We start from the raw sequence: 26,460 nt of genomic DNA, 5'->3' as shown, positions 1-26,460 counted from the left end.
ATGAACGATCCGAAAGCAGCCCCCAAATACGAGTCCATTCTGCTGCGCATTCTGTGGATGCTGATGTTTGCCCTGGTGTGGCAAGTGTCGCAGTTCCTGCTCGGCGCACTGGTGCTGGTGCAGTTGATTTACCGCTTGATCTACGGCGCACCAAACCTGGGCTTTATGAATTTTGGTGACAGCCTCAGCCAGTTCCTCGCGCAGATCGGCCGTTTCGGCAGCTTCCACAGCGATCAAAAACCCTGGCCTTTCGCCGATTGGCCAACCCCGCGCGCACCTGAAGGCGAAGCCGCCCACAGCGTGCCGCCGGCGCCGCACCCGGTGCGTGATGAGGAGCCAAAACTGTGAAACTGTGGATTTTGCGTCACGGTGAAGCTGAAGCCCACGCGCCCTCCGACGCCCAGCGCAACCTCACTGAACACGGGCGTGGCGAAGCGCTGCGCAGCGCCGCGAACCTGATCGGCCAGCCCATCAGCGCGATCATCGCCAGCCCCTATGTGCGGGCGCAGCAAACCGCGCAGTTGGTCCGCGAGGTGTTGGGGTTCGACCCAGAAATCTGCACAGTGCCGTGGTTGACGCCCGACAGCAGCCCGTTGCAAGTGCTGGAAGAGCTGCGCACCGATGACAACGTGCTGTTGGTCAGCCACCAGCCTCTGGTGGGCAGCCTGATCAGCTTTTTGCAGCATGGTCACTTGCGCCAGCCGCAGCCGATGTACACCGCCAGCCTGGCGGAGCTGGAAGGAGATTTCCCGCTGGCCGGGCTGATGAGCCTGGTGAGTGTGAAAAACCCGTAGGAACGGTCGCCTTGCCCAAGGGCGTGATGCAAACGTTCGGCGCCCTGGGTTTGCCGCCACGCGCGGCTTTTTGACGCCGGCCCTGAAGATTCAGCGCAGTGAGGCTATTCTGTGGCAGGATTAGGGCCGTAATAAAACCAATAAAGGACACGTGAATGAGCCTGTGGCGCACCCAACCGAATATCGAGCAGCTCAATGCGATCCAGAAAAACACCATCGGTGAATTACTGGATATCCGCTTCGAGAGCTTCGACGACGAATCCCTGACCGCCAGCATGGTGGTCGACCAGCGTACCCATCAGCCTTACGGCCTGCTGCACGGCGGCGCGTCGGTGGTGTTGGCCGAAAGCGTCGGCTCCATGGCGGCCTACCTGTGCATCGACGCCAAGAAGTTTTACTGCGTGGGGCTGGAGGTCAACGCCAACCACCTGCGAGGTGTGCGCAGTGGGCGGGTGACGGCGGTGGCGCGGGCGATTCATATCGGCCGCACGACTCAGGTCTGGGACATTCGCCTGACCACTGATGACGGCAAGGCCAGCTGCGTGTCGCGCCTGACCATGGCCGTGGTGCCTCTGGGCGAGAACCCGCCGGCCCGATAGGCGTGGCGTGAGTGTCATCATTCCTGGCAGTTACAGTCATTGCTGTGCTGCCTGGAGCTGGAGACAATCCACTTCTGTTTTTGATGGTGGATCCGGTATGTCGCAGCCTGTGTTTTTTGCCCACGCCAATGGCTTCCCTTCGGCCACCTACGGCAAGCTGTTTGCCGCCCTGGCCCCGGAATACACAGTGGCTCACTTGCCGCAGCACGGTCACGACCCCAGGTTTCCGGTGGACGATAACTGGCAGAACCTGGTGGACGAGTTGATCCACCACCTGGAACAACAACCGGAGCCGGTGTGGGGCGTGGGCCATTCTTTGGGCGGCGTGCTGCATCTACACGCGGCCATGCGTTGCCCGCAGCTCTACCGTGGCGTGGTGATGCTGGATTCGCCGGTGCTGACCCGCGCCGACCGCTGGGTGATCCGCGCCGCCAAACGCTTTGGCTTTATCGACCGGCTCACCCCGGCCGGGCGCACTCTGGGCCGGCGTGAAGAATTCACCGACTTGGCCGCCGCGCGCAGTTACTTTGCCGGCAAAACCCTGTTTCGCGGGTTCGACCCCGATTGTTTTGACGCGTACCTGCAACACGGCCTGCATCTAGTGGGCGACCGTCTGCGCCTGCGTTTTGACCCGGCCACCGAAATCAGCATTTACCGGGGCGTGCCCCACACCAGCCCTGGTCAGGTGCGCCAGTTGAAAGTGCCGCTGGCGGTGGTGCGCGGTCGCCAGAGCCGCGTGGTGATGCGTCACCATGTCAGCGGCGTCGACCGCCTGCCCATGGGCGAAATGCTCACCATGCCGGGCGGCCACATGTTCCCCCTGGAACGCCCTCAGGACACCGCGACCTTGATCAAAAACCTGTTTTCCCGCTGGCAAACCCGTGAGCGCAGCTGCGTATGAATACGCCAGTCGAAGAAGTCCGCTTGAGCTTGCCGCACATTGAATTGGCCGCGCATCTGTTTGGCCCTGAAGACGGTTTGCCGGTGATTGCCCTGCATGGCTGGCTGGACAACGCCAACAGCTTTGCGCGGCTGGCGCCCAAACTGTCGGGTTTGCGCATTGTCGCGCTGGACATGGCCGGGCATGGGCATTCGGCGCACCGTCCTGCAGGGGCGGGTTATGCTTTGTGGGATTACGTCTCTGACGTGCTGCAGGTGGCTGAACAGCTGGGCTGGAAACGTTTTGCATTACTTGGCCACTCTCTCGGCGCCATCGTTTCTCTGGTGCTGGCCGGCGCCTTGCCGGAACGCATTACGCACCTGGGATTAATCGACGGCGTGATCCCGCCGACCGCTGCCGGCGAGAACGCCGCCGAGCGTTTGGGCATGGCGTTGCAGGCGCAATTGAACCTGCGGGAGAAAAGCAAACCGGTCTATAGCACCCTTGATCGCGCGGTGGAGGCGCGCATGAAAGGCGTGGTGGCCGTCAGCCGCGAAGCCGCCGAACTGCTGGCCCAGCGTGGTTTGATGCCAGTGCCGGGCGGTTACACGTGGCGTACGGACAGCCGCCTGACCCTGGCGTCGCCGATGCGCCTCACTGACGAGCAGGCCATGGCGTTCGTGCGGCGCGTGGGTTGCCCTACGCAGTTGGTGGTCGCGGCTGACGGCATGCTGGCGAAACATCCCGAATTGCTTTCTCAGTTACCCTTCACGGTGACCACGCTGCCTGGTGGCCATCATTTGCACCTGAATGATGAGCCCGGCGCCGCTCTTGTTGCAGACTGTTTCAATCGGTTCTTCTCCACGCCTTGACTTGGCGGGGTCAACTGCCGAGGCTGGGCGGATTGAAAGGGAGTCAACCATGAACCATCTTGAAACTGCTGCGACCTCCAATGGCCAGGGCTCACTCATCCGATGAGCCTGCGCAAAGGATGTATACGTGCCCTCGGGCTCTGCTGTTTCAGCCCTTTGGTGTTCGCCGCCGACCTGCCGGGAAGCCAGGATTTACCCGCCGTGTCGCGCCAGGTCGACGCACAGATCGTCGATTACCGCCCCGCTGAAGATAAAGAACGCATCTACCCCATGGGCGCGATCCGCAAGATCAGCGGCCAGTTGCGCTATGAAGGCCAAGCCACCGCGCGCGGCCAAGCCACCGCAATTACCTACGAACTGCCCGCCGAACACACGTCCAGCGCCGCCTTTACCTCAACGCGCGAGGCGTTGCAGGCCAAGGGCGCGCAGCTGTTGTTCTGGTGCCAGGCCCGCGATTGCGGTGAAAGCAGCCTTTGGGCCAACGAGGTGTTCGGCAACGCCAAGCTGGTTGGCGCCGACGGCCAGCAGGAATACCTGCTGTTGCGTCTGGCCGCACCTCAGGACAATTCCCTGGTGGCGCTGTACGGCATCACCCGAGGCAACCGCCGCGCCTATCTGCACGTAGAGCAACTGGATGCCAGCTCACCATTGGGCGACCTGCTGCCGACCTCGGCGACCCTGCTGCGTGAATTGAAAAGCACTGGAGAGCTTGACTTCCCGGCACTCGGTGCTGAACCAGACGCTACCTGGTTGACCCTGATTTCCCGTGGGCTGAACCTCGACACCACGTTGCGCGTCAGCCTGACCGGGCCGACTGCCGAAGCCTGGCGCCAGGGCCTGATCGACAGTGGCGTACGGGCCGCACGCCTGGAAACCGGCACCGATGCAGCTAAAGGCCTGCACTTGCATCTGATACGCTAGGCACCACAAGGCGAACGGACCCGTGCCGTTCGCCTAAGATCTCTTCCTACAGCCTTTTTCTCGAGATACCCGATGCTCAATAACGATCGCCTGCTGGTGCAAATCCTGCTGCTGGTGCTGTTTGGTGCGAGCTTCTGGGTGATGGCGCCGTTCTGGTCGGCGCTGTTCTGGGGCGCGGTGCTGGCATTCGCCAGCTGGCCGCTGATGCGCTTGCTCACCCGGGCGCTGGGTGGTCGCGAATCCCTGGCCGCTGGCATTCTGACCTTGGGCTGGATGTTGCTGGTGGCAGTGCCGCTGGTGTGGCTGGGCTTCAACCTGGCGGACCATGTGCGCGATGCGGTGGGCCTGATCAAGGATATTCAGGTCGACGGCTTGCCGGCCGCGCCGACCTGGCTGGGCTCTATCCCCTTTGTTGGCGAGCGGCTGGTGGCGACGTGGGACAGCATCGACCAACAGGGCGCAGCGCTGATGGTCAGCATCAAGCCGTATCTGGGGCAGGTGGGTAATTGGCTGCTGGCGCGCAGTGCGCAAATCGGCGGCGGTATCCTCGAACTGACCCTGAGCCTGGTCTTTGTGTTTTTCTTCTACCGTGACGGGCCACGCCTGGCGACTTTTGTGCATCGCCTGCTGGAACGCCTGATCGGCGAGCGCGCCGGTTACTACATCGAACTGGTCGCCGGTACCGTGCAGCGTGTGGTCAACGGCGTGATCGGCACCGCCGCCGCCCAGGCCGTGCTGGCGCTGATCGGCTTTTTGATCGCTGGTGTGCCGGGCGCGCTGGTGCTGGGCATCGTTACCTTCCTGCTCAGCCTGATCCCCATGGGCCCGCCGCTGGTGTGGATTCCGGCCACGGCCTGGCTGGCCTGGAAGGGCGATTACACCTACGCGGTGTTCCTCGGCGTGTGGGGCACGTTCATCATCAGCGGCGTGGACAACGTGCTCAAACCCTACCTGATCAGCCGAGGCGGCAACCTGCCGCTGGTGATCGTGTTGTTGGGTGTGTTCGGCGGCTTGATTGCGTTCGGCTTTATCGGCCTGTTTATCGGCCCGACGTTGCTGGCCGTGGCCTACAGCTTGCTGACGGACTGGAGCGCCACCCAGGCGCAAGTCCGCCGCGAAGACAAACCGCTTTAAGCCCTCGGCAGCCACATCACGGCGGTCAAGCCGCCGCCTGGGGTTTCTTCCAGGCTGAGGTGGCCGCCGAGGCGCTCGACGGCTTCCTTGGAGATTGTCATGCCCAGGCCGACGCCGCCGGAGTTGCGGTTGCGGGAGCCTTCGAGGCGAAAGAACGGCTCAAACACCGCCTCGCGTTTATCCGCCGCAATACCCGGCCCATGGTCGATCACGCGAATGACCAGCGCGCCACGGCTGTCTGCCAGCTCTATGCGCGCGGTGCCGGCATAGCGCAGGGCATTGTCGATCAGGTTGTTAAGGCAGGAACGCAGTGCCATCGGCTGCACCTGCAAGGGCACGCACGTGCCGGAAAACTGCACGTCGGAGCCCTGGTCCTGGGCGTTTTCGCTGAGGGATTCGACCAGCGCCTGCACGTCGAGCCAATGCCGGGTCTCGCTGGTGCGCTGTTCGTGCAGGTAGCTCAGGGTTGCGTCGAGCATGCCGATCATGTCGTCCAGGTCTTGACGCATCTGGCCTTGCAGCTTGGTGTCTTCGATCTGTTCCAGGCGCAGTTTGAGGCGCGACAGCGGGGTGCGCAGGTCATGGGAGACCGCGCCCAGCATGCGTGCACGCTGGCTGACCTGTTCGCGGATACGCTTTTGCATCAGGTTGAACGTCGACGCCGCTTGCCGTGCTTCCCGAGGCCCGGACTCGTCGAGCGGTGGGCTGTCGAGGTCGAGGCTCAAGCGTTCAGCCGCTGCGCTGAGGCGCTGGATCGGACGGCTCAGCAGCTTGGCGCCATACCAGGCAGCAATGATCAGCGAAATAAACTGAAACGTCAGGGGCACCACCGGGCCGCCGAACCAGGGGCGCCGGTGCTCCTTGTGCATCGGCGTCAGTGTGCCGTCAGGTTGCTCGATGAAGGTTTCGTGGGGCGGCGGGGGCGGGGGCCCGTAATGGTGGAACCAGAAAAAAGCCAGCGCATGAGCCAGCACAATGGCCACCAGCAATACGCCGAACAGCCTTCCGAACAGCGTATTGAAGGCGTTGCGCATCAGCCAATATCCCGCGCGTCGAACAGGTAGCCTTCGCCACGTACGGTTTTGATCAACTGCGGTGCCTTGGGGTCATCCCCCAACTTCTGGCGCAGGCGCGACACCAGCAAGTCGATACTGCGATCAAACGCCTCGATGGAGCGGCCACGGGCAGCGTCGAGCAGTTGTTCGCGGCTCAGCACGCGGCGCGGGCGTTCGATGAATACCCACAGCAGACGAAATTCGGCGTTGGACAGCGGCACGACCAGGCCATCATCGGCGACCAATTGGCGCAGCACGCTGTTGAGACGCCAGTTGTCGAAACGGATGTTGGCGCGCTGCTCGGTGCGGTCATCTCGCACCCGGCGCAGGATGGTCTGGATGCGGGCCACCAGTTCGCGCGGCTCGAACGGCTTGGACATATAGTCATCGGCGCCCAGCTCAAGGCCGATGATGCGGTCGGTCGGTTCGCAACGCGCAGTGAGCATCAGGATCGGGATGTCCGATTCGCCGCGCAGCCAGCGGCACAGCGTGAGGCCGTCTTCGCCCGGCAGCATCAGGTCGAGCACCACCACATCGAAGGTTTCCGCTTGCATGGCCACGCGCATGGCAGCGCCGTCGGTCACGCCAACGGCGAGGATATTGAAGCGCGCCAGGTAATCGATCAGCAGCTCGCGGATCGGCACATCGTCGTCAACGATCAGCGCGCGCGTGTTCCAGCGCTTCTCATCGGCGATCACTGCGCCTTTTTGCTCGTCGTTCACAGAGACTGAAGAAGTATGCATAGTGCGATAATCTGCCTGATTGTTGCTGTCAGCATAGGCGCCCAGCCCCATGGCTGGAAGTGCTGGACGGTCGGTCATGTGCGCGAGGCTAGCGGCGGGGCGTGTTGCTGGCATGTCGTGAATGTATCGGCGCCGATACAATTGCCTGAAATGTCCGCCGCAGGGCGGCCTGTGAGTATTTACCGATCATCGGATCCCGCAACGGCGCCGCTTGCGCTACAATCCGCGCCGATTTCGACTTGCCTGAGAGCCCATTCCAATGTCCGTTTGCCAGACGCCTATCATCGTCGCCCTGGATTACCCCACCCGTGACGCCGCACTGAAGCTGGCTGACAGGTTGGATCCGAAGCTTTGCCGAGTCAAAGTCGGCAAGGAGCTGTTCACCAGCTGCGCTGCGGAAATCGTCGGCACCCTGCGTGACAAGGGTTTCGAAGTGTTCCTGGACCTGAAATTCCACGACATCCCCAACACCACCGCGATGGCGGTCAAGGCAGCGGCCGAGATGGGCGTGTGGATGGTCAATGTGCACTGCTCCGGCGGCCTGCGCATGATGAACGCGTGCCGCGAAGTGCTGGAACAGCGAAGCGGCCCGAAACCGCTGCTGATCGGCGTGACCGTGCTGACCAGCATGGAACGCGAAGACCTGGCCGGCATTGGCCTGGATATCGAGCCTCAGGAGCAGGTGTTGCGCCTGGCTGCGTTGGCGCAGAAGGCCGGCCTGGATGGGTTGGTTTGCTCGGCGCTGGAAGCTCAGGCCCTGAAGGCTGCGCACCCGTCGCTGCAGTTGGTCACTCCGGGGATTCGCCCGGCGGGCAGTGCGGTGGATGATCAACGCCGTATCCTGACCCCGCGCCAGGCGCTGGACGCAGGTTCCGACTATTTGGTGATCGGTCGCCCGATCAGCCAAGCGGCAGACCCGGCGCAGGCGTTGGCAGCCGTGGTTGCCGAGATCGCCTGATCCCCGAGTGTGCAGGGGAAAAAATAGGGGAGCTGGCTTGCCAGCTCCCCTATTGATAGCAGGTGCAGCGGTATCAGCTGACCTTCAGCACCAACTTCCCAAAGTTCTCGCCGTTGAACAGCTTCATCAGCGTCTCCGGGAATGTCTCCAGCCCGTCGACAATATCTTCCTTGCTCTTGAGCGTGCCCTGGGCCATCCAGCCAGCCATTTCCTGCCCGGCTGCCGCAAAGTTTGCCGCATGGTCCATCACCACAAAGCCTTCCATACGCGCGCGATTGACCAGCAACGATAAATAGTTGGCCGGGCCTTTCACCGCTTCCTTGTTGTTGTACTGGCTGATCGCACCGCAGATCACCACGCGCGCTTTCAGCGCCAGGCGGCTGAGCACGGCGTCGAGAATATCGCCGCCCACGTTATCGAAATACACGTCCACGCCTTTCGGGCACTCGCGCTTGAGCGCGGCAGGCACGTCTTCATTTTTGTAGTCGATGGCCGCATCGAAACCCAACTCGTCCACCAGGAATTTGCATTTGTCGGCGCCACCGGCGATGCCCACCACGCGGCAGCCTTTGATCCTGGCAATTTGCCCGGCAATGCTGCCCACCGCACCGGCAGCGCCGGAGATCACGACGGTTTCACCGGCTTTGGGCGCGCCAGTGTCGAGCAGGGCGAAGTAGGCAGTCATGCCGGTCATGCCGAGGGCTGACAGGTAACGCGGCAGTGGCGCCAGTGTCGGGTCGACCTTGTAGAAGCCGCGTGGCTCGCCGAGGAAATAGTCCTGCACGCCCAAGGCGCCGTTGACGTAGTCCCCCACTGCAAATTTCGGCGTGTTCGACGCGATCACCTTGCCAACACCCAGAGCGCGCATCACTTCGCCAATGCCGACCGGAGGAATGTAGGACTTGCCCTCATTCATCCAGCCGCGCATGGCTGGGTCGAGAGACAGGTATTCGTTACGCACCAGCACTTGCCCTTCGCCAGGCGTGCCCACCGGCACTTCCTGATAGGTGAACGTCTCCCGCGTGGCCGCGCCGACCGGACGTTTGGCGAGCAGGAATTGGCGGTTGGTCTGGGAGGTCATGGCAGAGACTCGTTAGAAATGAACCCAGAGTGATAAACCCACAATGAACCGGGAGCAAGGTATGCAGAGAGTGCGAATGCCTGCCGATAGCCATGGCTGATAATGAGGTGGGGCGCTTTATCACTGCAAATCATGAGATGCCAACCGGCCTTTTGATAGTGCTGACGCGCCGCTCCCGGGGTTGGCTAGACTCGACCCACGGCCATTTCTTCCGAAGGACTTCCCCCATGAGCATGACATTTTCCGGCCAGGTCGCCCTGGTGACCGGTGCCGCCGCCGGTATTGGCCGCGCCACCGCGCTGGCGTTTGCCGCCGAAGGCTTGAAAGTAGTGGTCGCTGACCTGGACGTGGCGGGCGGTGAGGGCACGGTCGCGCTGATCCAGCAAGCCGGTGGCGAGGCGCTGTTCGTGCGCTGCAACGTCACGCTGGAAGCGGATGTGCAGCAATTGATGGCACAGACCATCGCCGCCTATGGTCGCCTGGACTATGCCTTCAACAATGCCGGGATCGAGATCGAGAAGGGCAAATTGGCCGACGGTAGCCTGGACGAATTCGACGCGATCATGGGCGTTAACGTCAAAGGCGTGTGGCTGTGCATGAAGTACCAGTTGCCGCTGCTGCTGGCCCAGGGCGGCGGGGCGATCGTCAACACTGCGTCGGTCGCGGGGTTGGGCGCGGCGCCGAAGATGAGCATTTATGCGGCGTCCAAGCACGCCGTTATCGGCCTGACCAAATCGGCGGCCATTGAATACGCGAAGAAGAAAATCCGTGTCAACGCGGTTTGCCCGGCCGTGATCGACACCGACATGTTCCGCCGTGCTTATGAAGCCGACCCGCGCAAGGCAGAGTTTGCCGCGGCGATGCACCCGGTCGGGCGCATCGGCAAAGTTGAGGAAATCGCCAGTGCCGTGCTGTACCTGTGCAGCGACGGCGCCGCCTTTACTACCGGCCAGGCGCTGGCGGTGGATGGTGGCGCGACCGCTATCTAGGACTCTGCGTCACTCCCTATTCGAAAAGGATAGGGCGGCTGTGGGGCGTTTCCATGGCTGGCACAAGGCCTCGTCAGAATGTGTATCAGCAGGTAAATAAGTCAATAAAATCAATACTTTAATAAATGTTGAGGGGCGGCTGTGCCCGGCTTCTGTGCTTAACTGTTTGGGGTTGAATAACAGACAGTTGAAGTGAGTGGCTCATGGATTTAGGGATCGATCGACAAGCCCTTGTACCGGTGGTGCAGCAAATCGTCAGCGCGGTGGCGCACTGGATTCGCAACAGCGGGGCAGGGCCCGGCACGCGCTTGCCGTCTATCCGGCAGTTGGCCCTCGACAACCTGCTCAGCCAGTCCAGCGTGGTTGAGGCGTTCGAGCGCATGGTGGCCCAGGGGGTGTTGGAGGCCAAACAGGGCTCGGGGTTCGTGGTGGCCCAGCCACCGGTTAGCCGGGAAAGCCACTGGTATGAAGGCGCAGAGCTGGGGTGGGGCGCCTACCTCGACAGCCCGCTGGGCGAGTTGAAACTGGGCTGCGGCTGGTTGCCGGATGCCTGGCGTGAAAGCGATGACATCTGTTACGCCATCCGCGAAATCAGCCGCACCGACACCGCGGCCCTGTTCAGCTACAGCACGCCGTTGGGGTTGCCGGCGTTGCGCGAGCAACTGCTCAAGCGCCTGACCCAGATGAAGGTCGTGACCAGCCTGGATCGCATCCTCACCACCCACGGCGCCAGCCATGCACAAGACTTGTTGATACGTACCTTGCTCAAGCCCGGCGATACGGTAGTGGTCGAGACTCCAGGGTATGCCAACCTTTATCGCCAGTTGGAGCGCCATGGCGTGATGCTGCTGGAAGTCCCGCGTAACCCTGGCGGCCCCGACCTGGCCGCGCTGGAAGCCCTGCTCAAAAACCACCGTCCCAAGTGCCTGTTCATCAACAGCCTGTACCACAACCCCACTGGCACCAGCCTGTGTCCCGCAGTGGCCGAGCGGCTGGTGCAACTGGCGCGCAGCGAAGACTTCCTGATCGTTGAAGAAGACGTCTACGGCGACCTGCAACACGCCAGTTGCACGCGGCTGTCGGCGCTGCCCCATGAGGGGCGGGTTATCTATATTTCGAGTTTCTCCAAGACCCTCAGCAGCGCCTTGCGCGTGGGCTATCTCAGCGCCAGTGCCACCCTCATCGCGCAAATGGCCAGCCTCAAGACGCTGACGGGCATCGGGACGTCGCGGTTCGCCGAGGCCGTGGTGGCGACGCTGCTGGCCAATGGCACTTACCGCAAGTGGGTGCAACGCCTGCGCAAGCGCTTGAGCGTGCAAATGGCCGCGACCCTGCAAGTGCTGGAGGATGAGGAGTGGGAGGTGTTCGCCGTGCCGGCAGGCGGCATGTTTGTGTGGGCCCGGCCAGGCGTGGGCGACCGTTCACGTTTGCAGGCGTGCGCCCGCCGCCTTTGCGTATTGGTGTCGCCGGGTGCGCTGTTCAGCCCGAAGGGCGAGCCCAGTGACTGGTTGCGCATTAATGTGGCGTATGCGGACGATCAACGGGCGCTGGCGCTGTTTCGCGCCATGGGGCCCGCCAGATCGACCTAGACCATTCTGAAAACGACGGGCATGTAGCTTTTTGCCATTATCGTGGCGCCAATCCCTTGTGCCCGTGGCCCGTGCTTGCGAATCTCGCCTCATGGAAACCGGGCTCGATGGCATTCGCCATTGCATGAGGACTCAAGCGCAATGATTTCGGCCGTGCAACGACGTTTCGCCAACCTTGGTATGGCGAAAAAACTGGGCTTTGGCTTCATTCTCGTGCTGCTGCTGACGGCGTTGGTGGCGGCCATTGGCGTATGGTCCCTGCAAACCGTTGGCCAGCGTTTCGAAGGCCTCAAGACGATGTCCTCGCTCAACAGTGGCCTGCTCAACGTGCGCTTGATCGAGCAGGACTATGCCCTGCACGCCGACCCCAAAGCCGTCGATGCCCTGCACGCAAGCGTGGATGCCCTGGCGGCCCTGGCACAGCGCCTCAAAGCGCAGTCCGCCGCCAATGGGCCGCTGATGACCGACGTGGAGCAGGCGCTGGCGGCGTATCGCAAAGCGTTCGACGAGTTTGTCGAATTGACCCAGACCAAAGACCTGGCCCTGGAAATGGCCAGTTGGTCGGTGTCCAGCGTGGCCAATAACCTCGACGTGTTGCAGGCCGGCCTGGCCGACGATGGCGCCTATGGCCTCAAGGAAAGCCAGGGCAAGGACGGCGCTGAATTTATCGAACAGGCAGGTCAGGTCAGCCAAGTGTCACGCCTGATGTTGCAGGCCATGAATGAAGCGCGTGTGCGCCTGGATCAAAGCCGCAAAGCGGATGCCGGCGACGCCGAGCAGGGCAAGATTGAACAGGCCGACCAGGCCCTGGCGCAGGTCGAACAACTGAAAACATCGGTCAAGGATCCGGGTTACCAGACCGTGCTTAACGAAGTGTCCGGGCATATCGCCGCGTTCAGCGAAAAGCTTGGCGAATACACCGGGCTGCTGGCCCAGGAAAAGGTGGTCTACAAACAACTGCATGACCGCGCCGACGAGGTGGTCAGCCGAGTCAACCAGGCGTATGCCGCCGAAGATGAATCGATGCAGGCGCAACTGAAAAAAAGTGCCCTGTTTATCATGGGCTCTTCAGCCCTGGCCTTGCTGGTGGGCCTGATCGCGGCGTGGGTCATCACCCGCTTGATCGTCACGCCCCTGCGCAGCGTCATTGCGGTGGCGCAGCAGATTGCTTCCGGCGACCTGAGCGGGCGCATGGAGGTTACGCGTCGTGATGAGATCGGCCAGTTGATGCACGCCATGCAGCAGATGAGCAGTGGCCTGAGCCATATGGTCAGCGGGCTACAGGCGGGTATTGAGCAATTGGCCAGCTCCGCGCAGTCGCTGTCCAGCGTGACGGAGCAGACCAACGTCGAAGTCAGCAGCCAGAAAGAAGAAACCGAGCAAGTCGCCACGGCGATGAACCAGATGACCGCCACCGTGCACGACGTAGCGCGCAACGCAGAAGAGGCCGCGCACGCCGCGCAGACGGCGGACGACAAGGTCGACAGCGGCCAGCAGGTGGTGCGCCAAAGCCTGCAGCGCATCGAATTGCTCGCCAGTTCGAGCACCAGTGCCAGCGCCAGCATCGAAAGTCTGAGTGCCGAAATCCAGAATATCGGCACCGTGTTGAGTGTGATCAAAAGCGTGGCCGAACAAACCAACTTGCTGGCCCTCAACGCCGCCATCGAAGCCGCCCGCGCGGGGGAGCAAGGCCGCGGCTTTGCGGTGGTGGCCGATGAAGTGCGCGCGCTGGCCAAGCGGACCCAGCAATCGACGGAAGAAATCGAGCGGCTGGTCAGCACCTTGCGCAGTGCTGCGCAATCCTCGGTCGAGCAGATTCAGCAAAGCGGCGAACTGGTGAAACTGGCCGTCAGCGATGCGCTGGAAACCGAAAGCGCCTTGGGCAGCATTGCCGCCGCCGTGTCGTTGATCCAGCAAATGAACCAGCAGATCGCTGCGGCCGCCGAAGAACAAAGCTCGGTGGCCGAAGAGATCAACCGTAGCGTCACCAGCATTCGGGCGAGCGCTGACCAATCGGCGTTGAGCATGCAGGGCAATGCGGCGTCGAGCATTCAGCTGGCGCAGTTGGGGGCAGAGCTCAAAGGCATGGTGGGACACTTCCGCCTCTGATCGCCGCTGAGGGCGGCGATCAAAGGGCAGAGCGTCAGGCGTTGTTGGCGAGGAAGGTCAGCAGCGCTTCATTGACGAAGTCCGGATTCTCGCGGCTGGAGATATGCCCCGCGTCTGGAATCAGGATCAGGCTGCAGCCAATCAGCTCGGCCATTTCCCGGGATTCGGCGGGTGGGCGGGGCTTGTCTTGCTCGCCGCACATCACCAGTGTGGTGTCGGCGTCCAGGCGTGGCAGTTGGTCGAGGATATCGGCGCGGCTGAAAATGATGCGGCCCAGGGGCACGATGCTGTCCAGCAGGCGGTCCCGCGAATAACCCTGCAACGCCTTGCGGTAATCCTGATACAACGCCGATTCGCGGTCGATTCCGGCGCGGAAGAAGATCGGCGCAATCACATCCAGCAACGGCTCGGGGATGGCGCCGGCGTCTTCGATCATCTTGAACAGCGAGAAGTAATACTGACGCGTCGCTTCGGGCTCTGCGCCGAGGTGGGTGTCCATCAGCACGAGGCTGTTGACGCGCTCGGGGGCCAACAACGCCAGGCGAGCGCCCCACATACCGCCGACCGACAGGCCCACGAGGTTGCAGCTGGCAATGTCGAGCTGGTCGAGCAAGGCCAGGGCCTGTCGCGCGAGGTCATCCAGGGAGCGGGTAGACGCAGGCATCGCGCCCGATTCGCCATGACCCCATAGTTCAGGAACGATCACGCGATACTGGTTCGACAGGGCCTCGATTTGCGGGGCCCACATGTCACGGTCCCACAAGTAACTCGAACCCAGAACAACGACCGGGCCGGTGCCCTGGTCCAGGTAATGCAAAGGTTGTCCATCAATCACGGAAACAGGCATAGCAGGCCTCTAACTTCACGGAGTGAGGGGCACGTTTTTACGCTTTTCTGCGGCGGGTGGATAGGTGCAAATTGATGGCATTGCAGCGAGCGGGGCGAGCCCGCTCATCACGGACTCGCCACATGGAAGGAAGGGTGATCAGTCGTAGATCGCTTTCTTTTTCCACTCGGCGTCGGCGTCGACCTCTTTGAGGCCTTCAGTCAATTCGTTGACTTCGTCTTCGGCGGGTTTGCTGTTGGTCAGCACGGTCGAGTTGGCGCGGGCCAATTGGTTTTCCAGCAATTGCAGTTGCGCACTGTAGAGCACCGGCTCCGCCTGTTTGCGCAGGTACTGCACGCCACGCTCGAACGCCAGGCGCGCCTGGCCCGGCTGGCCTTGTTGCAGGGCGTGCTGGCCGAGGTTGTTGAAGAACTCGATGTGCAGCAGTACCAGAATGTGACGAATTTCCTTGATCCAGTGCTTGGCTTCGTTGGTCGGCAGGAAGCCGTCCTGTGCAGCACGGGTCACTTGGCCATGCAGGGCTTCGAGCAGGAAACGCACGTCCTTGGCCTTGGCTTCGGTCTGGATCGGGGCGGGCGGGTTGGTCACCGGGATCGATTCACCCTGGGCCACCAGCGCATTGAGCTCGGCGATGCGCGCCTTGAGCGCCGCACTGGATTTGTTGAGGTGCAACAGGCGCTCGTTAACGTTAAGTTCAAGGCGGGTCAGTAACAGTTTGAGCGCCGGGGTCATCAACTGGCCGGGAAAGGTTTCGGTGATTTCACCGCAACGACGCAGCCGATCATTGAGCTCGATCTCGGTGCGCTTTTTTTCCAGCTTGTTGTTTTCCACCATGTGGTTCATGTAGCCAATGGCGATCAGTATTACGATCCCGGCTATTACCAGCAGGGTGATCATGAGTGGTGTCACCGGTGTGACCTCTTTATAGGGTTTGCTGTGGAGTGTAGTGACTGGGCCATCCGGCGGATAGGATTGTTCGACCAGTTGCCCAGGTAGTTTCTTCTATATAGGTAATCTTGCCGGTAAGGGCGCTGTGCATGGATGCACATTGCCATCATTTGCCTGGGTGAACTATAGCGCCTTGTCGAGCGCCAGAATATAGGCGCCATTGCCCGCACGGGCCAACCCGTGGCAAAGGCCTGGAAAGAGGGTCGAAGTCATTGATTTAAATAAATTTATCCATGGGGGTTGACGACCTTTCAATCCATCCATAGAATGCGCGCCACTTACAGCGTAAAGCACACAGCGAAACGCGGTAAGGAGTGAATGTTGTACGTGTGTCCCCTTCGTCTAGTGGCCTAGGACACCGCCCTTTCACGGCGGTAACAGGGGTTCGAGTCCCCTAGGGGACGCCAATAAGCGGGAATAGCTCAGTTGGTAGAGCACGACCTTGCCAAGGTCGGGGTCGCGAGTTCGAGTCTCGTTTCCCGCTCCAATTTTTAAGCAGTGTTGCTCTAGGGCGGCACTGAGTGAAACCAGGGCAAAATCTTCGGATTTAACCTCTGGGCACTGAAATACACACCATGTGTTTCAGTAGCGTGTCCCCTTCGTCTAGTGGCCTAGGACACCGCCCTTTCACGGCGGTAACAGGGGTTCGAGTCCCCTAGGGGACGCCATTTGCGGGAATAGCTCAGTTGGTAGAGCACGACCTTGCCAAGGTCGGGGTCGCGAGTTCGAGTCTCGTTTCCCGCTCCATATTCAACGAAAACGCCGATCAGAGATGATCGGCGTTTTTGTTTGTGCGGATTTTTCGACGATACCCTGATGCGATGAGCCCGCCATTGCGGCGGGCTCACGTGGCGTCAAAGCTTGGGTAGCTGCCCGACGCGGCCCATCATTTCAGTGACGATCTGCAAGTCCAGCAGGAACTGGTCGACGGTCTTGAACTCACCGTCGGTATGCCCGGTGTACTTCACTTCCGGGCGTGCCAGGCCGAATTGAACGCCATTGGGCAGTTCATGCACAGAGGTCGCGCCGGCGGAAGTACCGAACCTGTGCTCCATGCCGAGGTTTTCAGTGGCGACGGCCAGCAGCGCTTTCACCCATTCACCTTCAGGGTTGCGGTACATCGGCGCGGCCACCGAGTAGGTGAAACTCACGTTGATCTTGGACGTCTTGTCCCAGGCGCTGAGCTTGTCGGCGATTTGCGCGTTGAGTGTCTCGGGCGATTTGCCTTTCGGTACGCGCAGGTTCACGGCCAATTTGAAGGCTTTGTCATCCAGGCCAACGAAGGTCAGCGAGGTGGTCAGCGGCCCCATGAACTCATCGGCGAAGCCCACACCCAATTTGCCGCCCAGATAATCCAGGCCCCAATTGTCGGACGCATAACGCGCAGCGTCGGTGATGTGGTTGTGCTTGAGGGCGATCTTGCCGTCGACGCTGTGGATCAGCTCGAGCATGCGCGCCACCGGGTTGACGCCCGCTTGCGGCTCGGACGAATGCGCAGACACGCCGGTCACCGTCAATTTGACGTCCTTGCCGACCACCGTGGCAGTCACTTCAAAGTCGCCACCGTTGGCCTTGGCATAGTCTGCACCGGCCTTTTGCAGGCTGGCGGCCAGCTCGACGGGTGTGTCGCTGATCAAGGTCGCAACAGAGACCGAAGGGATCTGGTTGGTGGCCATGCCGCCGGTCATCGAAATGATTTCCGCGCCTTTGCCCTCGCCCTTGCGCACGGGAAAGCTAGCCATCACGGTGCCGTAGCCTTTCTCGGCGATCACCACCGGGTAGCCGCCGTCGAGCGCCAGGTTGTATTGCGGCGTCGGGTTGTGTTCGAAGTAATAGGGGATCGCGTCACCGGAAGTTTCTTCGGTGGTGTCCACCAGCAGTTTGAACGTGCGCGCCAGCGGCAGCTTTTCTTCCTTGATCACCTTCATGGCGTACAGGGCCACGACGATGCCGTTCTTGTCATCCTCGGTGCCACGGCCGTACATGCGGTCGCCGATCAGCGTGACCTTGAACGGGTCGAGCCGGGTGCCGTCCTTGAGCACCCAATTCTCCGGCGTCACCGGTACCACGTCGGCGTGGGCATGGATGCCCACCACTTCGTCGCCGGGGCCTTCCAGGCTGATTTCGTAGACACGGTTGTCGACGTTGCGGAAATTCAGGTTAAAGGACTTTGCCAGGTCCTGGATCTTGCCGGCGATCTTGAGGAATTCCGGGTTCTTGTACTGCGGCAGGCCGTCGACGTTAAACGTCGGAATCTCTACCAGCTCGCGCAGGGTTTCGAGGGCGGCCTTGCCATATTTGATGCGGGTGTAGAGACCGAGGAGGCGATTGATTTCGTTATCCTGGTCGGCGCTCAGGGGTTTGTTGTCGAGAAAGGCGCTGATGGCCGGGCCTGCGTCGGCGGTTTTTGCCAGGTCGTCTTTGGCGAGCGTGCCGAGGAAACCACGGAAATCAGTGACCGATGTTTCGCTGAAACTTTTCAGAATGGTCGCGTTTTGTTGCTCTGTGAGGTTGGCAAAAGCGGGTGTTGCGAGGGCTGACAAGCTGGCGGCGAACAGGGTGGCCGCCACGATTTTTTTCAGTGGAAAGTGCATGGGTGAAGGCATTCCTTTGCAGGGAGTAAGTAAGAGGTTTCTGATCGATAGGTCAGAAACATTTCCACACACTACCATCACCATGCTCTGGATTGGGAGACGTTGGCGTGGGAAATGTCGCACTCAAATGCCAGGAATGCCGAATTTGAAAATGTGTGTGGGCTTGTTGTGGCGAGGGAGCTTGCTCCCGCTCGACTGCGTAGCGGTCGCAGGTTTTTGGGGGCGCTGCGCACCCCAGCGGGAGCAAGCTCCCTCGCCACAAAGGCTCCCACAGGGGATTTGTGGGGTTATGGCTTACCGGGATGCGGCTCCGGATACTCCGCCGCCACATCCAGCGGCTTGGCATACGGCCCATCCCACAGCTGCTCATGCAATTGCCCTACGCGCTTAGCCATCGCTTCGCTGCGCATCACCACCTCGAGGTTGCGCGAGTTGTCCAGGTAACCGCCGAGCCAGTTGCTGGTGCCGACCCACGCCACCTGGCCATCGATCTCCATGGTCTTGCTGTGGATCACCCGCGCATACGGGATAAACCCTTGCCTGGCTTCGGGCAGGGTGACGATTTTGACCTCCACGTTCGGCAATACCGCCAGGCTTTTGAGGTAGGGCAGTTCCAGCTTGTCGGTGTTCCAGTTTGACACCATCAGCTTGACCGATACCCCGCGCGCAGCGGCGGCGCGTACGGCGTTGTCGATCACCGCGTAGTAGGGCCGGGTTCGGTCCGGTCCGTAGGACAGCGGCGCATAATCGAGCAACTGCACGCGCACTTCTTTTTTTGCTTCGCCCAACAGGCGCGGCAGTTCCAGCTGCGAGTCGCCCACGCCCGGCGGGTTGTAGCGTTGCGGGCTGGCGACCAGGTAATTGCCGGTGCGCGCAGGCGCCTGGCCGGCGGTCGGCAGCGGCACCGGTGTGTGTTCGGTCAAGGCGGCCTGGGCTCCCCAGTCCTGATCGAAGATCGCTTGCACCTGGCTGACCACGGTTGCATCGCTGATGCGCAGCCCGGTTTCGTGAATGTGCTCCAGCGAGCGCCAGTCGAAATTCTGGCTGCCGATAAATGCCTGCTCGCCATCCACTACCATGTATTTGGCGTGAATGATCCCGCCGCTCAATTGCCCGTAAGGCAGTACGCGAAAGGTCAGGTTGGGAATCGCGCGCAAGCGTTCCAGCGTGGAGGCTTCCGACAACTTGATGCCTTTTTCTTCCAGCAAAAAGCGAATCTTCACACCGCGTTTGCCGGCGGCTTCCAGGTGTTCGATGACCGTGTCCATCACCGAGCCGGGATGGTCGGCGGCATAGAACTGGCCGATATCAATACGGGTTTTGGCGCCATCAAACAGCTCAATCCACACCGGGCCGGGCTGGCGCAAATCGGCGCTGCTCAACGCAGTGTCCACCGGCACGGTGTGCACCAGTTCAAAGCCTGGAATTGAAAAGTCCGCCTGGGCCAGCGGACTGAGGAGAGAGGCGGCGAGGCCTGCAATACGCAACTTCATCGAGAGGGGCATGGGCGTCTCATCGGGTAAAAAAGGCGGGCGCAAAGAGAAAGGCTGGCGCTGTACCTGTGGCGAGCGGGCTTGTTATGGCAAGCGGGCTTGTTGTGGCGAGCGGGCTTGCCCCGCGTTGGAGTGCGAAGCGCTCCCAATTCAAACGACGCGGTGTAACTGATAAACCGCGTCGTCAGGTTTTAGGGCCGCTTCGCAGCCCAACGCGGGGCAAGCCCGCTCGCCACAACAAGCGGGCTTGCCACAACAAGTCCGCATGCCACAGGGGCGCGCCCGCTTCGAAGGTTATGCCGTGCGGCTGTGCAGCGGCGCTGGCACCAGGTGCGGTACTTCGCTTTGCACGCGGGCACCGGTGGCGGCGCGGATCAGCAGGATCTTCAGCTGATCATTGATGCGCTCCAGGCTGTCCTGGAAGAAGTTGTGGAACACCACGCAAAACAGCGCAATGGCGATACCCAGGCCAGTGGCGAACAAGGCCGTTCCGATACCACCGGAGATCTGCCCTGGGTCGGACACGCCTGCGGTCGCCAGCGCCTTGAAGGTGTCGATAATGCCGAGGATCGTACCCAACAGCCCGAGCAGCGGTGCGGCAGTGGTGATGGTCTCGATAATCCACAGGCTGCGCGACAGCGGTGCGCGGGTCTTCAGGTACTGGGTTTCGATTTCATCGTCCAGGTCCTTGCGTGAACCGTGGGACGCCTTCTGCGCCAGTACCGACAACACCATGTTCAGCGGCAGGCTGTCGCGGCGGGTCAGGCTTTCAGGCAAGTCGCGTTCGCTGTGTACGTTGGCGCCCAGCACGCCGGTCAAGGCGCGGGCCTGACGGCGCACGTAGGCGAAGTAGATGCCACGCTCGATGGCGATAAAGATGGCGATGGCCATCGCGGCATACATCACATAGAAGGTGATGTCGTGAAGCAGATTCATGTCCATGATTCTCAAGCCTCGTAGTTAGAAATTCGCTTCCAGGGAAACCGTAACGGTGCGGTCCAGGCCAACGATGTAGGCCGGGTCGCCGTCCTTGAAGCCGCTGTAGGTGGCCGCGTTGGTCTTGGTGGTGTACACGCCGTCCAGGTACTTCTTGTCGAACAGGTTGTCGACGTTCAGGCGCAGGGTCGCGTCCTTGACCACTTTCTTGTCCACCGGCAGGTAAATACCGGCGCCGAGGTTGAAGATGGTACGGCCGGAAATGGCCTCGTCATTGGTCAGGTCACCAAACAGTTCGCTGGTGTATTTGCCGCCGAAGGTGCCGTAGAAGCGGCCGTCGTCGTAGCCGATATTCGCCGCCAGCATGTTCTTCGGCACGTTGGCAAATTGCTTGCCGCTGGTGGGCAACACGATGGCTTTGCCGGCGTTGTAGACGGTCAAATCGTCCTGTTGCTCAGCCTTGGTGTAGGTGTAGGAGGTGTAGTAGTTGAAGTGATTGGGCAGCAGGCCGCTCCACTCCAGTTCCAGGCCGCTGTTGTTGACGGAGCCGGCGTTGATGTCGGCGAAGTCACCGTTGACGTCCTTGGACGAGACCTGGCGATCCTTGAACTGCATGTAGAACAAGGTGGCCGCCACGGTCATGTCTTCATCGGTGAAGCGCCAGCCCAACTCGTGGTTCCAGCTGGTTTCCGGCTTGGAGTTGATCGAGTCCACGCCCTTGTCGTACAGCACGTAGTTCTGCGGGATGCGCATGTTGCGCGACAGGCTGTAGAACAACTGGTCACGCTCATCCAGCTGATATTTCAGGCCAACGTTGGGCAGCAGCTTGTTATAGGTCTGGTTACGCTTTTCCGGTTGTTCGGTAAGGCTGCCGTTGTTGGTGCCGTCACGCTTGACGTTCATGTAGGCCAGGCCCGCCACCAGGGTCCAGTCCGGATTGATGTACCAGGTGTCCTGAGCCCAGACTTTTTGCGCCGGGGTGATGGTGAAACGGTCGCGGCCCTGCACGGTGTTGCCGTTGGCATCGACCACCGAATCGCCGTCTGGCCAGGTGTCGGTCGGCTTGCCGCTGTTCTTCAGGGCTATGAACGGTTGGGTCTGGCTTTGGCGCGCGCGCTCGTACCAGTAGCCGAATTGCAGGCTGTGATCGCCCAGGTCCCAGTTCAGTTTGGTGGTGATGCCCGGGCGCCAGGTCTGGGTGCGGGAAGGGCGGTAGTAGACGCCGGTGGTCGAGGAACCGTCAGCGTTGTACTGCGCGGCGGTGGGCAGGTTGCCCAGGTCAAAAACGCCACCGGCGTTCGAGCCGCGGTTCAAGGCGTAGCTGGATGAATTGACGCCGCTGCCGTTGCCCCAGAAGTAATACGGGATGACCGACAGCGCCAGGTTGTCCGCCAGCTTGAACTGGGTGTTGAGCACGCCGGTAAAGGTCTGGAACGGGTTCTGCGCCAACGCGTAGTAGCTGTTGAGCTTGCCGTTGCTGCCCACGGTCGGGTTGGCAGGGTAGGGGTCGAACTTGCGGCCCGACTGCTGGAACTGGCCCTTGGTCAACTGGCTGTAACTGTTGTTTTCCTGCTCGTGGTACTTGAGGATCAGGTTGGCGGTGTTGCCGTTGCCGGCGTCAAAGAAGCTGTTCCACTCGACCTTGTCCGCACGCACGGCGCCTGAGCCGCGCCACATCTCACCTTCGGTGTGGGACGCCGACAGCCAGTTGCTCAGGCCATTGACCTCGCCGGTGTTGAGCCGTGCGAAGGTCTTGCGGGTGGCGTTGCTGCCGACGATCTGTTTGACGAACGCCCCGGTTTCCTTGGTCGGGCGGATGGTCACGATGCCGATGTTGCCGCCGCTGGAACCGATGTGCGGGCCGTCGGCTTCGGACGCGCCCTGGGTCACGAAGATCTGGTCGATGTTTTCCGGGTCGCCCAGCAAGTTGGAGTACAGCGCGTAGTTGCCGGAGTCGTTGATCGGCATGCCGTCCACCGACATCCCCACCTGGTCGGAGTTGAGCCCGCGCATTGTGAAGCGAAAGCCCGACAGCCCGGTGTTGTCTTCGCTGGAGATGTTCAGGCCCGGGGTGTACTTGAGCTTGTCGATCGCGTTGCCGGTGGCGGTTTGTTTATCCAGCGCTTCCTTGGTCACGGTGGAGCGGCCCTTGATGCTTTCTTCCTGCACCATGTAGCCGCCACCTGCAGTGGCTTTGCCCTGCACACCAATCGTGCCGACGTCACTGTCGCCGGTATCTGCCATGGCCATCCCATGGCCCACGCTTGCGGCAACGAGTGCCAGATGAATCCGTGTGAACCTCATCACTGTCGTCCTGGTGTGGGTGCTTATTGCACGCTGTAATTGAAGGTGGCGGTGAAGCGCTGCTCATTGCGCCCCCCGAAGGCTTGCTCGGGGAACGGTTTGACTTGCTTGATGCGACGCAAGCTGGTGGTGGCGGCCCGGTTGAGCAACATGCTCGAGGCCTGGGTTTGCACGCCGGAATCCAGAACGCGGCCCTGGCGGTCTACCAGCAACCACACCACCACCTCGCCGCTGGGGCGTTCGAGGGAGGCCTGGCGCCCGGTGGGGTATTGCTTGTAGGTGTCCAACTCGTTGCGCAGCCCCTTGAGGTAACCGCCTTCGAGGGCTTGGCCATCGACCTTCGGCGGTGCTGGCGGTGCGGGCGGCGCCGGTGTCGGGGCGACGGCGGCTTGCACCGGCTTGGCCGCGACCGGGGGCGCTGGCGTTGGTGTCGGCGTCGGCTTGGCGGCCACGACGGGTTTTGGTTTGGGCACCGGTTTGGGCTTGGGCTCGGGTTTTGGCAAGGGCTTGGGCGGCGGAGGCGGCGGGGCCGGTTCGGCCTCTTCATCCTCGATCACCGGCGGAGGCGGCTCTTGCTCCACCACCGGATCCGGGATCACTTCCGGCTCCGGCTCGACCAACGCCAGCTCCACCGCCGACTCGTCATACACCGGTGTGACCTTCAGCGTTTGTGACTGGATGCCCATCGCAATCAGCACCAGGGCGATCACGGCCGGGACACTCCCCAGCAGCTGCCGCGCACGAAACAAGGCGTACATGATCAGGACTTACGCGTAGCGATGGACACGGAGGTGAAGCCACCCAGGCGCAGGGTGTCCATCACTTCCACCAGGCGCGAAACCTCCACGCCTTTGTCACTGTTGACGATGATCGTCGACTTGGTATCCGGCTTCTCGGCCGCCTTCAGCGCGGGTACCAAGGCGTCGACCGAAAGGTCTTTGCCATCCAGTTGCAACTGGCCTTCCAGGCCCAGGGTCAGGATAAATTTATTCTGCGGTTTGAGCTGTTGTGCACTGCTGGCGCTGGGCAATTGAGTCTTCATGCCGAGTGCCGGAATCACGTTCAGGCTGACCAGCACGAAGAACACCAGGAGGAACATCATCACGTCGATCATCGGGATCAGTTCGATGTGCGCCTTGCGTTTCTTGGGTTCATCCCAGGTTCTCATTCCGTTGCCCCGTTATTGAATTAGGGGCGACACGCTAACAACCAAAAATGACCGATTGGTTAACTTTAATTTACGATTTGAAGGCTCTAGGGCGTGTCTTTCAGTGGATTCATTGTGCAGTTTTGTGACGTAGTGAAATTGACACAAAGTGCGTACATCCTTGGCAATTTATTTTCAGGGCCACCTCGAATGCCGACTGCATTGCCTCGATTGACCACCGCGCGACTGCTGTTGAGGGCACTGGAGAGCGACCAGGCCGAGACGCTGTCTACCCTCGCCAACGGGCCGAACATTGCCGATAACACGGCGAATGTTCCGTCGCCCTATACCCTGGAAACGGCGCAGACGTTCATCGCTTCAATCGCGGAAAAATACCGCACAGGTGAGCTGCTGAACCTGGGAATGCATGTGCGTGAAACCGGTGAGTTGATTGGTATGGTCAGCCTGCGGATTAACGCCCGTCATCACTATGGTCACCTCGGCGGTTGGGTGGCGGCGCACTGTCGCAATCAGGGATTCGCCGCTGAAGCAGCGAGCGCGATGATGGACTTCGGGTTCACCGAGTTGGGGCTGCAGCGCGTGGGTAGCCAATGCTTTGGCCGCAACAAGGAATCGGCGCGGGTCATGGAGAAAATCGGCCTGCGCTTTGAAGGCTGCATGCGTCAGGCGTTCTTCAAGATGGGTGTTTACGAAGATTTGCTCGGCTTTGCCACTGTGCGTGAAGACTGGGAGCGTTGCCGGTGAGCGACGCAGTGGACCTTGGCCGGCGGCGCATCCTCAGAGGGCTGGCGGTGGCCACGGCGTTTTCAATCCTCAGCCCGTTTGCGCGCAGTGCGGGGGTTGATTATCCGTTCACCCTCGGTGTGGCCTCGGGCGATCCATTGCCTGACGGCTTTGTGATCTGGACGCGCCTGGCGCCCTTGTTCAATGCCGCAGACGGGCGCGGCGGGTTGAGCCGCGCGGTGCCGGTGCGTTGGCGGGTGGCCAGCGATGCGGCGATGACGCGCATCGTGCGCCACGGTGAGGTCACGGCGACTGAGCGTTTTGCCCATTCGGTGCATGTCGAGGTCGCAGGGCTAGAGGCGGGCAGGCCGTATTGGTATCAGTTTGACGGCCTGGGCGCACAGAGCCCGGTGGGCCAGGCGCGCACGACGCCGCCGGTGCAGGCCATGGCATCGGCGCGATTGGGGTTTGTGTCCTGCTCGCATTGGGAGCGCGGTTATTTCAGCGCGTATCGCCACCTTGCGGCAGAGCAGCCCGACCTGGTGTTTTTCCTCGGCGACTATATCTACGACAGCTCTTACGCACTGGACTCGGGCAAGATCATCCGGCCTCACGGCAGCGGCAACGCGGAGAGTTTGAGTGACTACCGCAACCGGTATGCCCTGTACAAAACCGATCCGGATTTGCAGGCCTTGCACGCCGCCGCGCCCAGCGTGGCGACCTGGGACGATCACGAAGTGCAAAACGACTACGCCAACCGGTGGTCCCAGGACCCCAAAATTCCGGTTGCGCAGTTTCTCAGGCAGCGGGCAGCGGCGTATCAGGCGTTTTATGAGCACATGCCGCTGCGCGCGAGCAGCCTGCCGAAGGGCCCGGACATGCGCATTTATCGGCGTCTGGATTACGGGCGGTTGGCGCGTTTTCATGTGCTGGACGGGCGGCAATACCGCTCCGAGCAGCCGTGTATTTTGGCCAATGGCAGTCATCAGGGGCATATCGCCGCCAATAGCTGTGCCGACCTGCGCGACCCGAGCCGCACGATGCTGGGTTGGAAGCAGGAGGCCTGGCTTGATCGCGGGTTTGCCGAATCGCGGGCGCAATGGAATGTGATCGCTCAGGACTTGCTGGTGGCGCCGTTGAACCAGCGTGACCTCACCACTCAGATGCCGGGGCGTTGGACGGATGGTTGGGACGGGTACATGGCAAATCGCGAGCGGATGCTGGCGTCGATTCAGCGTCGGCGGTTGAAGAATCCGGTGTTCTGGGGCGGGGATATTCATTCGTTCTGGACCACGGATTTGCATGCGGATGCGAATGATCCTGGCTCGCCGGTGGTGGCCACTGAGTTTGTGGGGTCGTCGGTGACGTCGGATGGGCCGCCCTTTGACGCCTTTTCGCAGATGTTGCCGGTTAATCCCCATGTGAAGTTTTTTGACAGCCGGCAGCGGGGGTATGTGTCGGTTGATGTGGATGAGGGGAAGATGCTCACGCGCTTTCGCGTGATTACGGATCCGCGTGATCGGTTGGCTACGGTTTCTACGCTTAGGTCGTTTGTGGTGGAGTCGGGGCGGGCGGGGGCTGTTGCGGTTTAGGGGGGGCTTTGGTTTCTGGCGGGGGGGGGCATATCCGTTGTTGTGGTAACGGCCGCTTATGGTTCCGCTCTTACAGCGGGTCACTTTTGGCAAACGCCCCAAAAGTAACCAAAAGGTCTTCGCCCCACCAC

Annotated in this window: 24 protein-coding genes, 4 tRNA genes and 1 pseudogene; 18 read left to right on the top strand and 11 right to left on the bottom strand. The window is 61.4% G+C overall.

Going from position 1 to position 26,460, the window contains the following annotated elements; genetic code table 11:
* The 7 genes from Q7C20_RS20300 to Q7C20_RS20270 all read left to right on the top strand — a co-directional run bounded on the left by Q7C20_RS20300 (position 1) and on the right by Q7C20_RS20270 (position 5,200).
* Positions 1 to 348, top strand: a complete 348-nt coding sequence (locus tag Q7C20_RS20300) for a DUF4389 domain-containing protein (RefSeq protein ID WP_375069770.1) — start codon at positions 1 to 3, stop codon at positions 346 to 348.
* Positions 345 to 794, top strand: coding sequence for a phosphohistidine phosphatase SixA (sixA, locus tag Q7C20_RS20295; RefSeq protein WP_375069768.1), 450 nt, complete (start codon positions 345 to 347; stop codon positions 792 to 794). The genes Q7C20_RS20300 and sixA overlap by 4 nt, the downstream gene beginning before the upstream one ends.
* A 155-nt stretch (positions 795 to 949) precedes the next feature.
* Positions 950 to 1,393 carry a hotdog fold thioesterase gene (locus Q7C20_RS20290; protein ID WP_375069766.1) on the top strand — a complete coding sequence of 148 codons (444 nt, stop codon included), beginning with the start codon at positions 950 to 952 and terminating at the stop codon, positions 1,391 to 1,393.
* 97 nt (positions 1,394 to 1,490) lie between these two features.
* Positions 1,491 to 2,294 (top strand): alpha/beta fold hydrolase, encoded by an 804-nt coding sequence (locus tag Q7C20_RS20285; RefSeq protein WP_375069765.1) that lies wholly within the window; start codon positions 1,491 to 1,493, stop codon positions 2,292 to 2,294.
* A complete protein-coding gene (locus Q7C20_RS20280; RefSeq protein WP_375069763.1) occupies positions 2,291 to 3,145 on the top strand; it encodes an alpha/beta fold hydrolase in 855 nt (284 codons plus the stop codon). Before Q7C20_RS20285 ends, Q7C20_RS20280 begins: the two co-directional genes overlap by 4 nt.
* A gap of 102 nt (positions 3,146 to 3,247) precedes the next feature.
* A complete protein-coding gene (locus Q7C20_RS20275; RefSeq protein WP_375069761.1) occupies positions 3,248 to 4,066 on the top strand; it encodes a DUF4892 domain-containing protein in 819 nt (272 codons plus the stop codon).
* 72 nt (positions 4,067 to 4,138) lie between these two features.
* On the top strand, positions 4,139 to 5,200 hold the full coding sequence (locus Q7C20_RS20270; protein ID WP_375069760.1) for an AI-2E family transporter: 1,062 nt from the start codon (positions 4,139 to 4,141) through the stop codon (positions 5,198 to 5,200).
* Here the strand turns inward: Q7C20_RS20270 and Q7C20_RS20265 are convergent.
* Both Q7C20_RS20265 and Q7C20_RS20260 read right to left on the bottom strand, forming a co-directional pair.
* Positions 5,197 to 6,234 carry a sensor histidine kinase gene (locus Q7C20_RS20265; RefSeq protein ID WP_375069758.1) on the bottom strand — a complete coding sequence of 346 codons (1,038 nt, stop codon included), beginning with the start codon at positions 6,232 to 6,234 and terminating at the stop codon, positions 5,197 to 5,199. The two genes, Q7C20_RS20270 and Q7C20_RS20265, sit on opposite strands and share 4 nt — an antisense overlap.
* Entirely contained in the window at positions 6,234 to 6,998 is a 765-nt protein-coding gene (locus Q7C20_RS20260; protein ID WP_375069756.1) for a response regulator, read from the bottom strand. The genes Q7C20_RS20265 and Q7C20_RS20260 overlap by 1 nt, the downstream gene beginning before the upstream one ends.
* A gap of 259 nt (positions 6,999 to 7,257) precedes the next feature.
* Here Q7C20_RS20260 and pyrF point away from each other — a divergent pair, with 259 nt between their 5' ends.
* Positions 7,258 to 7,956 (top strand): orotidine-5'-phosphate decarboxylase, encoded by a 699-nt coding sequence (gene pyrF / locus Q7C20_RS20255; protein WP_348057396.1) that lies wholly within the window; start codon positions 7,258 to 7,260, stop codon positions 7,954 to 7,956.
* A 73-nt stretch (positions 7,957 to 8,029) separates the two neighbouring features.
* Here pyrF and Q7C20_RS20250 read toward each other — a convergent pair whose 3' ends face one another.
* Positions 8,030 to 9,037 (bottom strand): NADP-dependent oxidoreductase, encoded by a 1,008-nt coding sequence (locus Q7C20_RS20250; protein WP_348057398.1) that lies wholly within the window; start codon positions 9,035 to 9,037, stop codon positions 8,030 to 8,032.
* A 227-nt stretch (positions 9,038 to 9,264) separates the two neighbouring features.
* Here Q7C20_RS20250 and Q7C20_RS20245 point away from each other — a divergent pair, with 227 nt between their 5' ends.
* The 4 genes and pseudogenes from Q7C20_RS20245 (at position 9,265) to Q7C20_RS20230 (ending at position 13,724) form a co-directional block, all read left to right on the top strand.
* A complete protein-coding gene (locus tag Q7C20_RS20245; RefSeq protein WP_116630422.1) occupies positions 9,265 to 10,026 on the top strand; it encodes an SDR family oxidoreductase in 762 nt (253 codons plus the stop codon).
* Between the two features lie 203 nt (positions 10,027 to 10,229).
* Positions 10,230 to 11,615 carry a PLP-dependent aminotransferase family protein gene (locus tag Q7C20_RS20240; RefSeq protein WP_375069754.1) on the top strand — a complete coding sequence of 462 codons (1,386 nt, stop codon included), beginning with the start codon at positions 10,230 to 10,232 and terminating at the stop codon, positions 11,613 to 11,615.
* A 141-nt stretch (positions 11,616 to 11,756) separates the two neighbouring features.
* A pseudogene (locus tag Q7C20_RS20235) lies at positions 11,757 to 12,815 on the top strand (methyl-accepting chemotaxis protein); the annotation flags it as partial.
* Complete coding sequence (locus Q7C20_RS20230) at positions 12,807 to 13,724, top strand: methyl-accepting chemotaxis protein (protein ID WP_375069817.1); 918 nt, start codon at positions 12,807 to 12,809, stop codon at positions 13,722 to 13,724. The pseudogene Q7C20_RS20235 and the gene Q7C20_RS20230, both read left to right, overlap by 9 nt.
* Positions 13,725 to 13,758: 34 nt before the next feature.
* On the opposite strand, the gene Q7C20_RS20225 is transcribed toward Q7C20_RS20230, so the two are convergent.
* Together Q7C20_RS20225 and Q7C20_RS20220 are read right to left on the bottom strand one after the other, a co-directional pair.
* The gene (locus tag Q7C20_RS20225) at positions 13,759 to 14,571 is read right to left on the bottom strand and encodes an alpha/beta fold hydrolase (RefSeq protein WP_375069752.1); all 813 of its coding nucleotides are present in this window, start codon (positions 14,569 to 14,571) and stop codon (positions 13,759 to 13,761) included.
* Between the two features lie 138 nt (positions 14,572 to 14,709).
* Positions 14,710 to 15,480, bottom strand: a complete 771-nt coding sequence (locus Q7C20_RS20220) for a hypothetical protein (protein WP_375069750.1) — start codon at positions 15,478 to 15,480, stop codon at positions 14,710 to 14,712.
* A 370-nt stretch (positions 15,481 to 15,850) separates the two neighbouring features.
* Between Q7C20_RS20220 and Q7C20_RS20215 the strand changes: the two genes are divergently transcribed.
* The 4 genes from Q7C20_RS20215 to Q7C20_RS20200 all read left to right on the top strand — a co-directional run bounded on the left by Q7C20_RS20215 (position 15,851) and on the right by Q7C20_RS20200 (position 16,266).
* Positions 15,851 to 15,926, top strand: a tRNA-Glu gene (locus Q7C20_RS20215).
* A gap of 4 nt (positions 15,927 to 15,930) precedes the next feature.
* Positions 15,931 to 16,006: transfer RNA gene (locus Q7C20_RS20210), tRNA-Gly, on the top strand.
* Positions 16,007 to 16,111: 105 nt separating this feature from the next.
* Positions 16,112 to 16,187 (top strand) — tRNA-Glu (locus tag Q7C20_RS20205).
* 3 nt (positions 16,188 to 16,190) lie between these two features.
* Positions 16,191 to 16,266, top strand: a tRNA-Gly gene (locus Q7C20_RS20200).
* A 107-nt stretch (positions 16,267 to 16,373) separates the two neighbouring features.
* Here Q7C20_RS20200 and Q7C20_RS20195 read toward each other — a convergent pair.
* From Q7C20_RS20195 to Q7C20_RS20170, 6 genes are all read right to left on the bottom strand, one after another.
* Entirely contained in the window at positions 16,374 to 18,113 is a 1,740-nt protein-coding gene (locus tag Q7C20_RS20195; RefSeq protein WP_375069748.1) for a dipeptidase, read from the bottom strand.
* A 287-nt stretch (positions 18,114 to 18,400) separates the two neighbouring features.
* Positions 18,401 to 19,618 carry a phospholipase D-like domain-containing protein gene (locus tag Q7C20_RS20190; RefSeq protein ID WP_375069746.1) on the bottom strand — a complete coding sequence of 406 codons (1,218 nt, stop codon included), beginning with the start codon at positions 19,616 to 19,618 and terminating at the stop codon, positions 18,401 to 18,403.
* A gap of 282 nt (positions 19,619 to 19,900) precedes the next feature.
* Positions 19,901 to 20,548 (bottom strand): MotA/TolQ/ExbB proton channel family protein, encoded by a 648-nt coding sequence (locus tag Q7C20_RS20185; protein ID WP_348062267.1) that lies wholly within the window; start codon positions 20,546 to 20,548, stop codon positions 19,901 to 19,903.
* Positions 20,549 to 20,566: 18 nt separating this feature from the next.
* On the bottom strand, positions 20,567 to 22,846 hold the full coding sequence (locus Q7C20_RS20180) for a TonB-dependent receptor (RefSeq protein ID WP_375069745.1): 2,280 nt from the start codon (positions 22,844 to 22,846) through the stop codon (positions 20,567 to 20,569).
* Positions 22,847 to 22,869: 23 nt separating this feature from the next.
* On the bottom strand, positions 22,870 to 23,604 hold the full coding sequence (locus Q7C20_RS20175; RefSeq protein WP_375069743.1) for an energy transducer TonB: 735 nt from the start codon (positions 23,602 to 23,604) through the stop codon (positions 22,870 to 22,872).
* Positions 23,605 to 23,606: 2 nt separating this feature from the next.
* On the bottom strand, positions 23,607 to 24,014 hold the full coding sequence (locus Q7C20_RS20170; RefSeq protein ID WP_348062238.1) for a biopolymer transporter ExbD: 408 nt from the start codon (positions 24,012 to 24,014) through the stop codon (positions 23,607 to 23,609).
* Positions 24,015 to 24,203: 189 nt separating this feature from the next.
* Here Q7C20_RS20170 and Q7C20_RS20165 point away from each other — a divergent pair, with 189 nt between their 5' ends.
* Positions 24,204 to 24,758, top strand: coding sequence for a GNAT family protein (locus Q7C20_RS20165; RefSeq protein WP_348062237.1), 555 nt, complete (start codon positions 24,204 to 24,206; stop codon positions 24,756 to 24,758).
* Positions 24,755 to 26,329, top strand: a complete 1,575-nt coding sequence (locus tag Q7C20_RS20160; protein WP_375069741.1) for an alkaline phosphatase D family protein — start codon at positions 24,755 to 24,757, stop codon at positions 26,327 to 26,329. Before Q7C20_RS20165 ends, Q7C20_RS20160 begins: the two co-directional genes overlap by 4 nt.
* Positions 26,330 to 26,460: the final 131 nt, after the last annotated feature.

It is taken from the genome of Pseudomonas sp. AMR01 (assembly GCF_041946035.1).
Classification (GTDB): domain Bacteria; phylum Pseudomonadota; class Gammaproteobacteria; order Pseudomonadales; family Pseudomonadaceae; genus Aquipseudomonas; species Aquipseudomonas antarctica_B.
Note: the sequence above shows the minus strand (reverse complement) of the source record. Positions and strands in the feature narration are given on the sequence as shown.

Coding starts and splice junctions, on each gene's coding strand:
- Q7C20_RS20275 (WP_375069761.1), top strand. CDS start 3,248: ATGAGCCTGCGCAAAGGATGTATACGTGCCCTCGGGCTCTGCTGTTTC.
- Q7C20_RS20190 (WP_375069746.1), bottom strand. CDS start 19,618: ATGCCCCTCTCGATGAAGTTGCGTATTGCAGGCCTCGCCGCCTCTCTC.
- Q7C20_RS20265 (WP_375069758.1), bottom strand. CDS start 6,234: ATGCGCAACGCCTTCAATACGCTGTTCGGAAGGCTGTTCGGCGTATTG.
- Q7C20_RS20250 (WP_348057398.1), bottom strand. CDS start 9,037: ATGACCTCCCAGACCAACCGCCAATTCCTGCTCGCCAAACGTCCGGTC.
- Q7C20_RS20240 (WP_375069754.1), top strand. CDS start 10,230: ATGGATTTAGGGATCGATCGACAAGCCCTTGTACCGGTGGTGCAGCAA.
- Q7C20_RS20280 (WP_375069763.1), top strand. CDS start 2,291: ATGAATACGCCAGTCGAAGAAGTCCGCTTGAGCTTGCCGCACATTGAA.
- Q7C20_RS20285 (WP_375069765.1), top strand. CDS start 1,491: ATGTCGCAGCCTGTGTTTTTTGCCCACGCCAATGGCTTCCCTTCGGCC.
- Q7C20_RS20175 (WP_375069743.1), bottom strand. CDS start 23,604: ATGTACGCCTTGTTTCGTGCGCGGCAGCTGCTGGGGAGTGTCCCGGCC.
- Q7C20_RS20300 (WP_375069770.1), top strand. CDS start 1: ATGAACGATCCGAAAGCAGCCCCCAAATACGAGTCCATTCTGCTGCGC.
- Q7C20_RS20195 (WP_375069748.1), bottom strand. CDS start 18,113: ATGCACTTTCCACTGAAAAAAATCGTGGCGGCCACCCTGTTCGCCGCC.
- Q7C20_RS20230 (WP_375069817.1), top strand. CDS start 12,807: ATGGAGGTTACGCGTCGTGATGAGATCGGCCAGTTGATGCACGCCATG.
- Q7C20_RS20290 (WP_375069766.1), top strand. CDS start 950: ATGAGCCTGTGGCGCACCCAACCGAATATCGAGCAGCTCAATGCGATC.
- pyrF (WP_348057396.1), top strand. CDS start 7,258: ATGTCCGTTTGCCAGACGCCTATCATCGTCGCCCTGGATTACCCCACC.
- Q7C20_RS20260 (WP_375069756.1), bottom strand. CDS start 6,998: ATGCATACTTCTTCAGTCTCTGTGAACGACGAGCAAAAAGGCGCAGTG.
- Q7C20_RS20225 (WP_375069752.1), bottom strand. CDS start 14,571: ATGCCTGTTTCCGTGATTGATGGACAACCTTTGCATTACCTGGACCAG.
- Q7C20_RS20270 (WP_375069760.1), top strand. CDS start 4,139: ATGCTCAATAACGATCGCCTGCTGGTGCAAATCCTGCTGCTGGTGCTG.
- Q7C20_RS20245 (WP_116630422.1), top strand. CDS start 9,265: ATGAGCATGACATTTTCCGGCCAGGTCGCCCTGGTGACCGGTGCCGCC.
- Q7C20_RS20165 (WP_348062237.1), top strand. CDS start 24,204: ATGCCGACTGCATTGCCTCGATTGACCACCGCGCGACTGCTGTTGAGG.
- Q7C20_RS20185 (WP_348062267.1), bottom strand. CDS start 20,548: ATGGACATGAATCTGCTTCACGACATCACCTTCTATGTGATGTATGCC.
- Q7C20_RS20180 (WP_375069745.1), bottom strand. CDS start 22,846: ATGAGGTTCACACGGATTCATCTGGCACTCGTTGCCGCAAGCGTGGGC.
- Q7C20_RS20170 (WP_348062238.1), bottom strand. CDS start 24,014: ATGAGAACCTGGGATGAACCCAAGAAACGCAAGGCGCACATCGAACTG.